The organism is Psychrobacter sp. AOP22-C1-C5, from assembly GCF_052378885.1.
In the GTDB taxonomy this organism is placed as follows: Bacteria; Pseudomonadota; Gammaproteobacteria; order Pseudomonadales; family Moraxellaceae; genus Psychrobacter.
Map to the genome: position 1 here is coordinate 23,833 of NZ_JBQSYC010000007.1, position 14,425 is coordinate 38,257.

Consider the following 14,425-nt stretch of genomic DNA (forward strand, 5'->3'; position numbering starts at 1 on the left):
GTAAGCACCTTATTTCTTAGCTTTTCTGTCAATGCCGTGACCACGATACGTACGAGTCGGGGCAAATTCACCTAGTTTATGACCAACCATCTGTTCGCTCACGATAACCGGTACATGAGTACGGCCGTTGTGAACAGATAAGGTTAGGCCAACCATTTGTGGCAAAATCATCGAGCGGCGCGACCAAGTCTTAATTGGCTTGCGTGAGTTGGTATCTAATGCATTCTCAACTTTTGCAAACAAATGCGCGTCTATGAATGGACCTTTTTTCAATGAACGAGGCATGAAATTCTTCCTTTATTTCTTCTTGGCGCGGCGGCGGATGATCATACTGTCAGTACGCTTATTGTGACGCGTTTTAAGTCCTTTAGACTTCTGACCCCAAGGGCTGGTTGGATGGCGACCTTTGTTACGACCTTCACCACCACCATGTGGGTGATCAACCGGGTTCATAGCGACACCACGAACTGAAGGACGAATACCACGCCAACGTGAAGCACCGGCTTTACCAAGTGATTTCAAGTTGTTTTCAGTATTAGAAACTTCACCAATAACCGCACGGCAATTTACGTGTACACGGCGTGTTTCGCCAGAACGCATACGAAGAATTGCATAAATACCATCACGACCTAATAACTGAACACTGGCACCCGCAGAACGAGCCATCTGTGCACCTTTACCGATTTTAAGTTCGATATTGTGAATCACAGTACCCAATGGGATGTTTTTCAGTGGTAAGCAGTTACCTGGACGGATTGGAGATGTTTCGCCTGACATTACTGTATCGCCAACTGCTTGTTTCTTAGCAGCGATAATGTAACGACGTTCGCCATCAGCATATTTAAGTAATGCAATATGAGCAGTACGGTTAGGATCGTATTCAATACGCTCTACCGTTGCTGGAATATTGTCTTTAGTACGTTTGAAATCGATGATGCGATAATGTTGCTTATGACCACCGCCAATGTGACGAGTAGTTATACGACCATTATTGTTACGACCACCTGACTTACTTTTTGATTCGAGAAGCGCTGCATAAGGACGACCTTTGTAAAGGTGTGGATGCACCACTTTTTCAACAAAACGACGGCCTGGTGATGTTGGCTTTGCTCTTACGATAGGCATGAGTGTAATCCTTATTCGTTGTTCGCTGTTTCACTAGTAGAAGCAGTAGTATTCGCTACGTCTTCACCAGCATCAGCCATTTGTACATCTTGACCAGCTTTTAAGGTAACATAGGCTTTTTTATAGTCGTTACGACGGCCGATGCTTTTACCAAAACGCTTTGTCTTACCTTTAACATTCAAAGTGTTCACTTTAGTGACTTCAACACCTTCAAACATCAACTCAACTGCTTTCTTGACTTCAAGCTTAGTAGCATTAGAATCAATTTTAAATACCTGCACACCAAGTGAGTCGCCAAGCATTTGAGATTTTTCTGAGAATACAGGCCCTCTTAAGACCTGATAAAGTCTTGCGTTGTTCATGCTAGTGCTTCCTCAAATTGTTTCGCAGCTTCAACTGACATGATCACTTTATCAAAAGCGATCAAACTCACTGGATCCACTTCACTTGTACCAAGTACATTGACGTGTGGAATGTTGCGAGCAGCTAAGTATAAGTTTTCGTCAACTTCTTTAGTGACGATTAGTGCACGAGGTGCATTAAGCTCATTTAACTTTGCAATCAACTCTTTGGTCTTAGGTCCAGAAACGCTCAACTCTTCTACCAAAATCAAACGCTCTTGGCGAATCAATTCGGCTAGGATGCACTGCATCGCACCACGATACATTTTACGGTTTACTTTCTGTGACCAATCTTGCGGTTTTGCAGCGAATGCACGACCACCAGAACGCCAGATAGGGCTACGAATAGAGCCTGCACGAGCGCGACCAGTACCTTTTTGGCGCCATGGCTTAATGCCACCGCCAGAAACTTCGGCACGGGTTTTTTGCGCACGTGTACCTTGACGAGCACCAGCAAGATATGCGGTGACGACTTGATGCACTAATGCTTCGTTGAATTCACGACCAAAAGCCGTATCAGAAAGCTCAACCGCCGCACCTGTAACTGTTTTTAAATCCACGTTAATCCCCTTGCTTAGGCTTTGACTGACGGACGTACGATGACATCGCCACCGGTGGCGCCTGGGATAGCACCCTTAATGACAAGTAACCCTTTTTCGGCATCAACCGAAATCACTTCTAGGCCTTGAACAGTAACACGCTTGTTACCCATCTGACCCGCCATCTTTTTGCCTTTGAATACTTTACCTGGTGACTGGTTTTGACCAGTTGAACCATGTGCACGATGAGATACTGAGTTACCATGAGTAGCATCTTGCATGCTAAAGTTGTGACGCTTTACAGGACCTTGGAAACCTTTACCTTTACTTTGGCCTGTAACATCAACCATCTGACCTTGTTCGAACAAGTCAGCTAGAATCTCGCCACCAATCTCACGACCTTCAAGATCGCTTTCGTTGGCACGGAATTCCCAAACACCGCGGCCAGCTTTAACGCCAGCTTTAGCGAAGTGACCTTTTTGTGCGGCTGTTACGCGGCTGTCACGACGGGTACCTGTGGTAATTTGGATAGCTTGATAGCCATCTACATCAGTATTTTTTACTTGAGTAATGCGGTTTGCATCGACCTCAACTACTGTTACAGGGATAGATACGCCTGTCTCAGTGAAGATACGAGTCATGCCGCATTTTTTACCGACTAAACCGATCGCCATTTTAGACCTCTTTATATCTTATATTAATGGGTTGGGTGAGTAATGTGCATTAACCCAAAGCAATTTGAACGTCAACACCCGCCGCTAAATCTAACTTCATTAGCGCATCCACAGTTTTATCAGTAGGCTGAACGATGTCAACCATACGCTTATGAGTACGAATTTCGTACTGGTCACGAGCGTCTTTATTAACGTGTGGTGAGGTTAGAACGTTGAAGCGCTCAATGCGAGTCGGCAACGGTACAGGACCACAAACTTGCGCACCGGTGCGCTTTGCAGTATCAACAATCTCTTGTGCAGATTGATCAATTAGACGATGATCAAAAGACTTAAGACGGATACGGATTCTCTGGTTAGCCATGCCAGCAAGCTCCTAATATGTGCTTTTGTCATTCTTGCTTCGCAAGATTATGATCAAAAGCAGTTTGGTTAAATATTCACTTCAAGCGGCCTTCTGTTCTTAACCAGAATGAGTTCTTTATCCGAACTTATAGCGTGCCAAAAGCAAAATAGTTTAAAGCCCCGCCGACCCTCCTATATATTGGAAAGCAGCAAAGGCATAATGAAATAGTGCTAGAAACGATGCTCTAGCTGTCATAGCGCCAGCTTTTTTATTTGCTGCGCATATATAATTCAGTGGTGTATATTATACATAGTATTCTTATCATTGCAAGGGCAATATTTACAATGATTTCAGATATTAATGGGAACATATGAGCTTTTTTACCCATGCCTACCCTATCTGCGCCTGTTCCAAAATCAGTAAATATTAGTCTAAAACGATATCATATTGCTCTTGAGTATAGAGGTTTTCCACATCAAAAGTAATGACTCTACCCAATAGATATTCTAAGTCTGCCACTGTATCCGATTCTGAAGTTAACAGTAAATCAATAACTGCTGCGTGGGCTACGACGGTGAATTTCTTAGGAGAGTTATAAGTACGGGCGCAGCGCATGATTTCGCGGAATATCTCAAAGCAAACCGTCTCTGCAGTTTTTACAAAACCACGACCTTGACAGGTTGAGCACGGCTCACATAGCTGCTGCCCTAACGACTCACGAGTACGCTTGCGCGTCATCTCAACTAGGCCAAGCTCGCTCACTTGAGTGATTTTGGTTTTCGCATAATCTTGTGCAAGCTGCGATTGTAAACTCTCAAGCACATCGTCTTTGTGCTGTTGCTCAAGCATGTCGATAAAATCTAGGATGATAATACCGCCTAGATTGCGCAGGCGTAGTTGGCGAGCAATGGCATGAGTTGCCTCTAGGTTGGTTTTGTAGACAGTGTCCTCTAACGAACGTCCTCCAACAAAAGAGCCAGTGTTGACATCGATAGTAGTCATTGCTTCAGTTTGATCAATAATCAGATAACCACCAGATTTTAGATCAACACGGCGCTTTAAGGCGTCACGCAAGTCATCTTCGACACGATTTACGTCAAATAGCGACTGCTCTGCGGTGTAATGTACGATTCGATCGTATACAAAGGGGACAAACTCTTTAGCAAAGTATCTTACTTGTTCATAGACTTGCGTATTATCAATGATGACTTTTTCGGTATCCGCATGTACCAAATCGCGGATAGATCGTAGTGGTAGTGACAGCTCTTGATAGATTAGCTCTGAGCTTTGATGATGATTTATTTCTTGACGGCGGGCGCAAATAGTACGCCACAGTTGCAATAGATAGTAGATATCTTCTTCTAGCTTGTCGACAGGCACACGTTCAGCGGCGGTACGAGCAATAAGACCGCCTTTTAGATTGACCGTTTGCATCAAACTACTAAGCTCAGTCTTTAAACGCGTGCGCTCTTCTTCCCCATCGATACGCTGCGATATACCGATATGTTCGCTTGATGGCAGATAAACCAAGTAACGTGATGGTAGCGATATGTTGGTTGTCAGACGAGCGCCTTTGCTACCTAGCTGATCTTTGGTTACTTGTACTAAAATGCGCTGACTCTCATGCAAGCGGTGCTGAATAAGTGTTTTAGAAGCAGGTATTATCTCAGTACTTTGCGTACTAACCATAGGTGGTGCAAAATCCCTACCGTCGGTAGAGGCCTCTAGAATCGCACTGTCTTTATCAGTGTCTTTATTTTTACCTTTGGTACTATCTTCGCCAGCTTTAGGCTTGGTCTCTGCCACTGGTCGAGGCTCACGTTGCATATCATTAACATGTAGAAATGCTGTCCGCGACTGACCAATATCGACAAATGCCGCCTGCATACCGGGTAAGACACGTACAACCGTGCCTAAATAAATATTGCCAACCAAACCCAGTTTATGGTGACGCTCAATATAAATTTCGCCCAAGATGCCGTTATCCAATACTGCGACACGGGATTCCATTGGACTGATATTAATCAGCAGCTCTTCGGACATAATAGTATTCTCTTATCTTTCAGCTTCTTTATTAGGTGTTGATCGTCTATTAGCCATACAGTGTAACAAATGCGACTCGCGCTTGCCCATTATCCTACCGTGTCATTATGTGCAACAGACTAGTTATCCATCTTTGAAGGCTTAACAGATGCTATATTCATTTCGCGCATCTCTTTAATTAGAGCCAATGTTTGCGCCAATGGCAATCCAACGACATTGGTATAGCTGCCATTGATGCGACTGACCCACGCTGCACCCAAGCCTTGAATACCATAACCACCTGCTTTATCAGCAGGTTCACCACTATTCCAGTACTCGCTCATCATATCTACTGTTAGCGGTATAAAACTTACCTCTGTGCGTTCAGTGATTTGTTTTTGATGGATAACCTGATAGTTTGATGCTTTGTCTGGTGCATTAGATAGCGCAGGCAGTAAAGATACCCTTGTTGCTTGAACGGCTGTCCACACTTCGTGAACGTTATCTGACATCTGCTGCCACATACTATAAGCGTGATTGCGATCAATTGGCTTTACAAGTACTGTCTGACCATCTGGCAGCACACCAATCGTATCTGAGGTTAAGATGATAAGTTGCTCAGCAAAGTGCTCTTCACCTATTTTGATGGCTGTATTCAGCTCTTGTATCGCAGCCTTTGCTTTGGTCGCTACCATGCGCTCAATATAGGCTTTTGGCAACTCATTATGCTGTTGCGTCTCATCAATATCTACGCTTAAAAGACTAAAATCCAGCTTTGCTCTTGCTAGTAGCTCACGACGACGCGGCGAACCAGAAGCTAAAATAATATCCATTACTCTTCTCTTAATATATAAATTTATAAGTGTGTCTATACTATACTTCTAGGACCCAGCTTTTAGGAATGAGCAAATCGGAATAGGTCATTAGCAATTGTCACTACTACGGTTGTAGCAATTTTTAACGTATAAATAGCTAACGCACAAATTTTCGTAGCGCCAATAGTACCAATGGCCAGCTTATGATACTTATCAATAAGGATATGGCGAACTGTGCAACGAAAACACCTTGGATGAACATCTGTAGTATCCACAGACTCAATTGAAAAACAATCAATCCTAAGCTTGCTATCAGCCATGCACTGAGAGTGTTTAATTGTCTAACGTAGATGCTGGTAATTTTGATGAAAAGAGCGACGACCACAGCCGCAAAAGCTTGCTGTCCCAAATGAGTATCCATCAATAAATCAGCGATAAGACCAATGGTAAATGCTGTAAAGATACCAACATAACGCGGCTGAAATAACAACCAAAAGATCAGCACCATTATTAGCGCCATAGGGCGCAATGATGCCATACTTGGATTGAGCGGATATATATTGAGCGATGAGGCAACGATAAAGCTTAGAATAATGGTGGTAATCAAAAGTACCGTTGCATTCTCAGAATCAGGATACGACATGACTACTTACCTTAGGAATATGAACAACTGCCATTAAAGTGTGATAAACCAGTAATGAGACACACGCTACCGTTAAAAAGCCGTTGGTAAACAGAAACAGGCTAACGAGTGATTATGAGCAGGTTGCTATTTGATCAGCGTTTATTGATGCCGATGTTATTTTTGTTTACTAGCTTATCTTGAAGAATCAAGACATAAGCATTGTCGATAAAGTTCGCTGTTGGCGTCACTTCTATGCTTCGAAAGTTGGCCGCTTGTACATCTTCAACATGAGCGATACGGCCGACGCGGTATCCCGCTGGTATACGTCCACCCAACCCTGATGAAATTAGCTCATCTCCCACGCGTACGTCTGAGGTTTTGAAGACGTAATCAAGACTTAATGAGGTTGGTATGCCCTTCCCTGTAACGATGGCACGTTGACCTGTCCGTTTTACCGTGACGGCAACCGATTGCTGTTCATCAGTAATGAGAAGTAAACGGCTAGTATTGGGATAGACATTAATGATCTGTCCCAATATGCCATTTTCATCAATGACCGTTTGCCCAACTTGCACGCCATCTTGAACACCCTTATTAAGTACCACAATTTGTCTGAGTAAATTAGCATCAGTGCCAATGACTTGTGCCAAATTGAGATCGAACTGCTCAGGCTTGGTGGTGGATAAGATGCCTTGCAAACGCGCGTTTTGTGCCAAGATATAATCTTGCTGCTGAAGCTTGGCTTGTGCATGGATCAGTTGTGATTTTAGCTGCATGTTTTCGCGACGTAACGCTTCTTTAGACTGCACACTGCCACTTGCCCAATGCTTAGCATAACTCGGCAATAATGACAGCTCATAAATAGGTTGCATGGCGGCATGACTGGTACTACGTATTGGATTAAACCATTCTGGATTTTTGCTATCGAACCACATCAGTATTAAGGCCGCTATCAATACAATGGCAGTCTTACGAAGTGCTAACGGCTGGCGGGCAAAAATACTTGGGATCATAAGTTATCTAACTCATAAATTGTAGAACAATCAGTTACCATTACTGGGTTCTAGCGTTTGCTAATGTAATTAAAGGCAGCGCAATTGGCTACCTTTATTTTTATACCTTTTTAACCCGATACCTGATGCCAACCACAAGCAAGCATGACAAATATGATTGTAGTAGAGCCATGCTCCACTAAAACGATTTAGACAAAAATCATATTTAAGCTTTTGTTATTAATGAAATCAAGCGCGATACCACCGCCACGGCTAACACAAGTCAGTGGATCTTCGGCAACGGTCACAGGCAGACCAGTCTCTCTTGAAATCAACTTATCTAGGTCACGTAACAGTGCGCCGCCACCTGTCAATACAATACCACGCTCAGCGATATCTGATGACAGTTCTGGTGGCGTTTGCTCAAGTGCTGCTTTTACGGCGCTGATGATACCGCTTAATGGGTCACTCAATGCTTTTTGCACTTCTTCTGAGTTCACGATAAAGGTCTTTGGCACTCCTTCTGCCATACTACGACCACGAACCTCTACTTCTAACTGGCTGTCTTCATTCAAGGCAGAGCCGACTTCTTTTTTGATACGTTCAGCGGTCGTCTCACCAATAACACAACCATGCGTACGACGTACATGTGTAATGATGGCTTCATCAAACATATCGCCGCCAATACGAATCGACTCGGCATACACGCAGCCTGACAGTGCAATAACTGCAATCTCAGTTGTGCCGCCGCCGATATCTACTACCATAGACCCACTGGCTTCATGAACGGGCATGCCAGCCCCAATTGCTGCCGCCATTGGTTCCTCAAGCAGTAATACTTTACTCGCGCCTGCTGATGATACCGCCTCACGAATCGCTTTACGCTCAACCAGAGTAGACTTGCAAGGCACACAAACGACCACATTAGGCTGTGCCATAAAGCGCTTGGCTTTTACTTTGGCGATAAAATGCTTAAGCATTTTTTGTGTTACTTCAAAGTCGGCAATCACGCCATCTTTTAATGGACGAATGGCTGTGATGTTAGCAGGCGTACGACCAAGCATTTGCTTTGCATCGATACCGACAGCAGCAACGGTAGGGTTTTGGGTACGATTACTTCGTAACGCAACCACCGTAGGCTCGTCAAGTACGACGCCTTTGTTAGGAATAAAAATAAGGGTGTTTGCAGTACCGAGGTCGATAGCGATATTATTTGATAAAAATCCAAACAGGTTCATGGCTAATGTATCCAGCGTCTTACGAATGAGGCGAATGAGATTGACTGAGGTGTTACTCGTCAGTGTTGAGCAGGTCGTCGATAGACATTATTTGTCGCGACAGTTAAGCATCGCAACACGTCAAACCTAAGCAATAATGATGAAATGACAAAACTGAGCTAAATTATACCGATTTAGCTCGAAAAAAACACAGATATTTACATCAGGAAGCCAGGATTTTGGTCTTAGACGCTAAAAGTTGTTACAAAGTTTGAAATAGTAATAGCTACCATTTAAATTCATGAAACATCATTTATTTCAATAACTAACAAAGTTCTACAGGCAGATGATAATTTTGCTTTATAGCATGTGCATACTGTAACGTATTTCAGAACGTAATTGGTGAGCAATTACGCGGTAATTTTGAATTATAGGCTTAATTTTGCAAATTCTGAGGGCTTGGTTGGTATTGTGCATCAATCAAGCGTCATGCTCTGTAAAATTGGGTCAGATGCTTTATAATAAACCAACTCTATAAACGCTTTTATTTTACTGTTGGGCTGTTTTAACGCTGATATTTGCATACCTTAAGGTTCGTTTATATCAGTGACTATTTATTACCTACACTTAATGAAAACTGTCCTTAACTGGAGAAACCATGTCACAACAACTATCAACGTCTGACAGCACCGTCAGCCGTGAAGAAATCTTAGAAATTGCTAACCTTGCCCGTTTGGGTGTCGATGAAAGTACAGCAAACAGTTATGCTGACGAAATCACTAAAGTATTAAAGATGATGATTACCCTCAGCAACGTTGATACGACAGATGTTAAACCTCTAGCAAACATTCATGAAACTTGCCAAGAGTTGCGTGCTGATTTCGCTAATCATGATATTGACCGTGCGCGCAATCAGTCAGTCGCACCTGCTGTTGAAGAAGGCTTATATCTTGTCCCACAAGTGATTGAATAGGCTGCTATCTCTCTTTGGTCTTTATCACATTTTATTTATTTTATTAACACTTTGACGGACGACACTTTATGTCTGAGCTTCATCTACTAAGTACCGAGCAGCTTATTACCGGCTTGCAAGACAAACAATTTAGCAGCCTTGAGTTGACTGACCATTATATCAAGCGTATCGATGCGTTAGACAGTAAGGTCAACAGCTTTATCACTCATACCTCTGAGACAGCACGCGCACAAGCAAAAGCGGCGGACGAGAAGCGAGTACAAGGCGATAATCGTCTGTTATTAGGCTTACCTATGGCCCATAAAGACATCTTTTGTACTCAAGGTGTGCTGACCACTTGTGGCTCTAAGATGCTACATAACTTTATCTCACCCTATGACGCTACTATCGTCTCTAATATTCAAAAAGCGGGAATGATTAGCTTAGGCAAGCTCAATATGGACGAGTTTGCGATGGGCTCAGACAATAGCAGCTCTTACTACGGTACGGTGCAAAACCCTTGGAATCTGGAACGTGTCCCTGGTGGTTCATCAGGTGGTAGCGCCGCCGCCGTTGCCGCAGGCTTCGTCCCTGTCGCAACCGGTAGTGACACAGGGGGCTCTATTCGTCAGCCCGCTTCGTTTTGTGGTTTGACTGGTATCAAACCGACTTATGGCCGCGTATCACGCTTTGGTATGATTGCTTACGCGTCAAGTCTCGATCAGGCAGGTAGCATGGGACGCAGCGCCAAAGACTGTGCGTATCTACTGCAACCCATGATCGGTCATGACCCACTCGATGGAACCTCTATCAAACATGAGATCCCTGACTATATACAAGACATTGAAGATGCAGAAGCAGCTGCGGGCGACAAGCCTTTCGCGGGTCTCCGTATTGGTGTGCCAAAAGAATATTTTAGTCATGGCTTAGATTCTGAGGTTGAACAAGCGGTACGTGCGGCTCTCAAAAAATATGAAGAGCTAGGCGCTACAATCGTAGAAGTGAACATCATCGATCCTGATATCACCCTTGCCACTTACTATATGCTAGCACCAGCAGAAGCTTCTTCTAATTTGTCACGTTTCGATGGTGTGCGTTTTGGGTATCGTTGTGAAAACCCAAAGGATTTAATCGATCTCTATACGCGCTCACGCTCTGAAGGGTTTGGCCCTGAAGTACAACGCCGTATTTTGACAGGCACTTATGCGCTCTCTGCTGGTTACTTCGACGCTTATTATACTAAAGCTCAAAAAATACGCCGCTTGATCGTTGAAAACTTTGCAGACGCTTTTACTGATTGTGATGTCATTGCCAGTCCAACTGCTCCAACCGCTGCTTACAAGCTTGCTGAAGAACTTGATCCTGCCACCATGTACTTAGGTGATGTTTATACCATCGCTGTCAACTTGGCCGGTTTGCCTGCGCTCAGTCATCCTGCTGGCTTTACATCAGAAGGCTTGCCTATCGGCTTGCAGTTGATCGGCAAACATTGGCACGAAAGTGAGTTGCTGTCTACCGCGCACCTATTCCAGCAACACACAGACCACCATTTACAACACTCTGCCATCGCAAAGGAGACGGTATAATGAACACAGCAACTACTGATAACCATACCGTTCGTAAAGAGCTTTTCGTCGATGGGTATGAAGTGGTCATCGGCATCGAGATTCACTGTCAGCTTAATACGGAAAGTAAAATATTCTCAAGCGCGCCGACAGATTTTGGCCATGAGCCAAACAGTCAAGCGAGTCTTGTAGATTTAGGTCTGCCTGGCGTGTTACCAGTATTAAATAGCGGCGTGGTTGATCGCGCCCTAAAATTCGGTATTGGTGTCAATGCTGAGCTGGGTTTATACAATACGTTTGATCGCAAAAACTACTTCTACCCTGACTTACCGAAAGGTTATCAAATCACCCAAATGGCCAACCCTATCGTTGGTAAGGGTTATATTGATGTCGTGGTCAACGAAGGTGAGAAGAATGAATATCCGAAACGCATGGGCATCACCCGCGCGCATTTAGAAGAAGATGCGGGCAAATCTGTACATGATGCGATCGACGGTATGACGGGTGTCGACTTGAACCGTGCTGGCACGCCATTGATTGAAATCGTCTCAGAGCCAGATATGCGCTCAGCCCATGAAGCGCTTGCTTATATCAAAGCCATTCACCAGCTGGTCACATGGCTTGGGATCTCGGATGCGGTCATGGCAGAAGGCTCGTTCCGCTGTGACTGTAACGTCTCTGTGCGTAAGCCTGGTGATGAGCTTGGCACGCGTACTGAGCTAAAAAACCTAAACTCGTTTCGCTTTATCGAACGCGCCATCAATCGTGAAATCGAGCGTCAAATCGACATTATCGAAGACGGCGGCAAGGTTGTCCAAGCCACGATGCTTTATGATCCAGAGCGTGATGAAACGCGTACCATGCGTACCAAAGAAGATGCCAACGATTATCGCTACTTCCCTGACCCTGACTTGTTGCCTGTGGTTATTGAACAGCATAGAGTTGACGAGATTAAAGCGGCGATGCCTGAGCTGCCTGTTGCTCGCCGCGCGCGCTTTGAAGAAGCGCTTGGTCTATCAGAATATGACGCTCGCATCCTAACGGGAAGCCGTCAGCTGGCTGATTACTTCGAAGATGTCGTCGCCGATGTGGGCGAAGCGCATGCCAAAATGGCTGGTAACTGGGTCATGGGTGAACTACTTGGTGCCCTCAATAAAGACGATACAGACATCGTTGAGGCACCTATCAGTGCCAAGCAGCTCTCAGGACTGCTCAAACGTATCAATGATGACACACTGTCCGGTAAAATGGCCAAAAAAGTCTTTACGGCATTATATGATCGCGAAGGTGGCGACGCAGATGACGCAGCTGACAAAATCATCGAAGCCAAAGGTCTCAAGCAAGAAACCGATACAGGCGCTATTAAAGCCATCGTAGAAGACGTGATTGCGAAAAACCAAGCGATGGTCGACGAGTATCGCGGCGGTAAAGAAAAAGCCTTTAACGGTCTGGTCGGACAGGTCATGAAAGCGAGTCGCGGTAGTGCCAACCCGCAGCAAGTCAATCAGATCCTAAAAGAGCTATTGGGTTAAGGGTATCTGTTAATCAGTAGTCATGCTGGCTATGATAAGCAAAACGCCATGGTAGATTTTGGCTACTATAAATAGCCCTTGCAATGTGCCAAATTTTGCGTAAAATAGTCAGTCATTCGGGGCGTAGCGCAGTCTGGTAGCGCACTACACTGGGGGTGTAGTGGTCGCAGGTTCAAATCCTGCCGTTCCGACCAAACACAATATTAGGGCATACCGTCACAGACCGTATGCCCTTTATTTTGGGCGTTTTTCAGGTTTTCACTATCTTATAGGTGTATGGCGTTCCATATAGAATGTTGGTATTATTGTTGGTATCGAGCAATACCAACATGGACAATACCAACAAAGGATAGACCCATGCCCCTAACCCATACAGGTATCAACAAGCTACAACCTAGTAGCACCTCTATAGCCACAAAACGACCTGATAAACACAGTGATGGTAACGGGCTGCAATTATGGGTGCGTTATACGGGCGTGAAGTCATGGATCAGCGCCTACCGCTGGCAAGGCAAACAGCAAACCCTCACTATTGGCACTTATCCAGTAATGAGCCTTCAAAATGCACGCCAGCGCAATATTGAGATTAAACGGCTCATAGCTGATGGTATCAACCCAAAAGACGATAAGAAAAAGACACAAGCCGACAATGACGGATCAAGGGCGTTCAATACTATAGCCCAGCGTTGGCACGGTGACCGCAAAGCACATATTGCCCCTACTACCTATAGCCGTGACTACTCACAGTACCAGCGCGATATTAAGCCCGTCATTGGTCACATGAACATAGAGGACATAACCGCGCCTGATGTTTTGGCTATCGGTAAAGCTATCGAAGCGAGGGGCGCAGCTGATATGGCAAGGCGTGCAATGCGTCAAACGGGGCAGATATTCAAACAAGCCATACGCGAGGGCTTAGTAACTCATAACCCAGCCACAGACCTAACCGAAGCACTAAAACCGCATAAGGTGAAGCACCACAGCCGTGTGACTAGCCAGCAATTACCTAAACTACTTCAAGACATTAACGCCTATGATGGTGATCTACTGGTAAAGCTAGGCTTATGGTTTTTATGCTATACGTTTGTGCGTACTCAAGAATTGCGCTTCATGGAATGGTCAGAGATAGACTATAAAGCTAAGTTATGGCGCATACCAGCCGACAAAATGAAAATGGATAGACCGCACCTAGTACCACTTGCACCGCAAACAATGGCACTACTGGAGCAGATCAAGGCGCTAGGGTTTTCGGATCAATACGTTTTCTTTAATCCCTCAACCCGTAAGCCATACAGTACCAATGCTTTTATCACTGCCCTATGGCGCATGGGTTATAAAGGACGTATGACAGGGCACGGCTTCCGTGGACTTGCCAGCACTACCCTACACGAACAAGAATACATGCACGAAGCGATAGAGCTACAGCTGGCACATGAAAAAGAGAACAAGATCAGCAAAGCATACAACGGAGCGCAGCATTTACCCTACAGAACCAAGATGATGAATGAATGGGCAAACTTCATTGATGATGCTTACGCTGGCAAGTTGGACAACGTGATCCGTGCAGACTTTAAGCAACACAAACAAAAGCTAGGCTAAGGCTTAGCACCAACTATGCAAGGC

At 44.7% G+C, this 14,425-nt stretch carries 15 protein-coding genes and 1 tRNA gene; 5 read left to right on the forward strand and 11 right to left on the reverse strand.

Going from position 1 to position 14,425, the window contains the following annotated elements:
- Positions 1–9 precede the first annotated feature (9 nt).
- The 11 genes from rpsS to ACT3TH_RS10160 all read right to left on the reverse strand — a co-directional run bounded on the left by rpsS (position 10) and on the right by ACT3TH_RS10160 (position 8,774).
- Positions 10–285, reverse strand: coding sequence for a 30S ribosomal protein S19 (gene rpsS / locus ACT3TH_RS10110; RefSeq protein ID WP_021813372.1), 276 nt, complete (start codon positions 283–285; stop codon positions 10–12).
- A gap of 12 nt (positions 286–297) precedes the next feature.
- Entirely contained in the window at positions 298–1,125 is an 828-nt protein-coding gene (rplB, locus tag ACT3TH_RS10115; protein ID WP_444755709.1) for a 50S ribosomal protein L2, read from the reverse strand.
- Between the two features lie 11 nt (positions 1,126–1,136).
- Entirely contained in the window at positions 1,137–1,487 is a 351-nt protein-coding gene (rplW, locus tag ACT3TH_RS10120; RefSeq protein ID WP_444755710.1) for a 50S ribosomal protein L23, read from the reverse strand.
- Positions 1,484–2,086, reverse strand: a complete 603-nt coding sequence (rplD, locus tag ACT3TH_RS10125) for a 50S ribosomal protein L4 (protein WP_444755711.1) — start codon at positions 2,084–2,086, stop codon at positions 1,484–1,486. Before rplD ends, rplW begins: the two co-directional genes overlap by 4 nt.
- A gap of 14 nt (positions 2,087–2,100) precedes the next feature.
- A complete protein-coding gene (rplC, locus tag ACT3TH_RS10130; protein ID WP_444755712.1) occupies positions 2,101–2,739 on the reverse strand; it encodes a 50S ribosomal protein L3 in 639 nt (212 codons plus the stop codon).
- Positions 2,740–2,788: 49 nt separating this feature from the next.
- Positions 2,789–3,100, reverse strand: a complete 312-nt coding sequence (rpsJ, locus tag ACT3TH_RS10135) for a 30S ribosomal protein S10 (protein WP_010196670.1) — start codon at positions 3,098–3,100, stop codon at positions 2,789–2,791.
- 408 nt (positions 3,101–3,508) lie between these two features.
- Positions 3,509–5,125, reverse strand: coding sequence for an Rne/Rng family ribonuclease (locus ACT3TH_RS10140; protein WP_444755713.1), 1,617 nt, complete (start codon positions 5,123–5,125; stop codon positions 3,509–3,511).
- 119 nt (positions 5,126–5,244) lie between these two features.
- The gene (locus tag ACT3TH_RS10145; protein ID WP_444755714.1) at positions 5,245–5,937 is read right to left on the reverse strand and encodes a Maf family protein; all 693 of its coding nucleotides are present in this window, start codon (positions 5,935–5,937) and stop codon (positions 5,245–5,247) included.
- A 139-nt stretch (positions 5,938–6,076) separates the two neighbouring features.
- On the reverse strand, positions 6,077–6,562 hold the full coding sequence (gene mreD, locus ACT3TH_RS10150) for a rod shape-determining protein MreD (protein WP_444755715.1): 486 nt from the start codon (positions 6,560–6,562) through the stop codon (positions 6,077–6,079).
- A gap of 134 nt (positions 6,563–6,696) precedes the next feature.
- Positions 6,697–7,557, reverse strand: a complete 861-nt coding sequence (gene mreC / locus ACT3TH_RS10155; protein ID WP_444755716.1) for a rod shape-determining protein MreC — start codon at positions 7,555–7,557, stop codon at positions 6,697–6,699.
- A 188-nt stretch (positions 7,558–7,745) separates the two neighbouring features.
- Entirely contained in the window at positions 7,746–8,774 is a 1,029-nt protein-coding gene (locus tag ACT3TH_RS10160; RefSeq protein WP_084387236.1) for a rod shape-determining protein, read from the reverse strand.
- 637 nt (positions 8,775–9,411) lie between these two features.
- Between ACT3TH_RS10160 and gatC the strand changes: the two genes are divergently transcribed.
- From gatC to ACT3TH_RS10185, 5 genes are all read left to right on the forward strand, one after another.
- Positions 9,412–9,726, forward strand: a complete 315-nt coding sequence (gene gatC, locus ACT3TH_RS10165; RefSeq protein ID WP_444755717.1) for an Asp-tRNA(Asn)/Glu-tRNA(Gln) amidotransferase subunit GatC — start codon at positions 9,412–9,414, stop codon at positions 9,724–9,726.
- Positions 9,727–9,794: 68 nt separating this feature from the next.
- On the forward strand, positions 9,795–11,291 hold the full coding sequence (gatA, locus tag ACT3TH_RS10170; RefSeq protein WP_444755718.1) for an Asp-tRNA(Asn)/Glu-tRNA(Gln) amidotransferase subunit GatA: 1,497 nt from the start codon (positions 9,795–9,797) through the stop codon (positions 11,289–11,291).
- Complete coding sequence (gene gatB, locus ACT3TH_RS10175) at positions 11,291–12,802, forward strand: Asp-tRNA(Asn)/Glu-tRNA(Gln) amidotransferase subunit GatB (protein ID WP_444755719.1); 1,512 nt, start codon at positions 11,291–11,293, stop codon at positions 12,800–12,802. Before gatA ends, gatB begins: the two co-directional genes overlap by 1 nt.
- A 117-nt stretch (positions 12,803–12,919) precedes the next feature.
- Positions 12,920–12,996 (forward strand) — tRNA-Pro (locus ACT3TH_RS10180).
- A gap of 163 nt (positions 12,997–13,159) precedes the next feature.
- On the forward strand, positions 13,160–14,401 hold the full coding sequence (locus ACT3TH_RS10185) for a tyrosine-type recombinase/integrase (protein ID WP_444755720.1): 1,242 nt from the start codon (positions 13,160–13,162) through the stop codon (positions 14,399–14,401).
- Positions 14,402–14,425: the final 24 nt, after the last annotated feature.

What these genes read in the sequence shown, in the direction of transcription:
- rplW (WP_444755710.1), bottom strand. Translation starts at nt 1,487, where the DNA reads ATGAACAACGCAAGACTTTATCAGGTCTTAAGAGGGCCTGTATTCTCA.
- gatB (WP_444755719.1), top strand. Translation starts at nt 11,291, where the DNA reads ATGAACACAGCAACTACTGATAACCATACCGTTCGTAAAGAGCTTTTC.
- mreD (WP_444755715.1), bottom strand. Translation starts at nt 6,562, where the DNA reads ATGTCGTATCCTGATTCTGAGAATGCAACGGTACTTTTGATTACCACC.
- mreC (WP_444755716.1), bottom strand. Translation starts at nt 7,557, where the DNA reads ATGATCCCAAGTATTTTTGCCCGCCAGCCGTTAGCACTTCGTAAGACT.
- rplC (WP_444755712.1), bottom strand. Translation starts at nt 2,739, where the DNA reads ATGGCGATCGGTTTAGTCGGTAAAAAATGCGGCATGACTCGTATCTTC.
- ACT3TH_RS10160 (WP_084387236.1), bottom strand. Translation starts at nt 8,774, where the DNA reads ATGAACCTGTTTGGATTTTTATCAAATAATATCGCTATCGACCTCGGT.
- ACT3TH_RS10145 (WP_444755714.1), bottom strand. Translation starts at nt 5,937, where the DNA reads ATGGATATTATTTTAGCTTCTGGTTCGCCGCGTCGTCGTGAGCTACTA.
- gatC (WP_444755717.1), top strand. Translation starts at nt 9,412, where the DNA reads ATGTCACAACAACTATCAACGTCTGACAGCACCGTCAGCCGTGAAGAA.
- ACT3TH_RS10185 (WP_444755720.1), top strand. Translation starts at nt 13,160, where the DNA reads ATGCCCCTAACCCATACAGGTATCAACAAGCTACAACCTAGTAGCACC.
- gatA (WP_444755718.1), top strand. Translation starts at nt 9,795, where the DNA reads ATGTCTGAGCTTCATCTACTAAGTACCGAGCAGCTTATTACCGGCTTG.
- rplB (WP_444755709.1), bottom strand. Translation starts at nt 1,125, where the DNA reads ATGCCTATCGTAAGAGCAAAGCCAACATCACCAGGCCGTCGTTTTGTT.
- ACT3TH_RS10140 (WP_444755713.1), bottom strand. Translation starts at nt 5,125, where the DNA reads ATGTCCGAAGAGCTGCTGATTAATATCAGTCCAATGGAATCCCGTGTC.
- rpsJ (WP_010196670.1), bottom strand. Translation starts at nt 3,100, where the DNA reads ATGGCTAACCAGAGAATCCGTATCCGTCTTAAGTCTTTTGATCATCGT.
- rpsS (WP_021813372.1), bottom strand. Translation starts at nt 285, where the DNA reads ATGCCTCGTTCATTGAAAAAAGGTCCATTCATAGACGCGCATTTGTTT.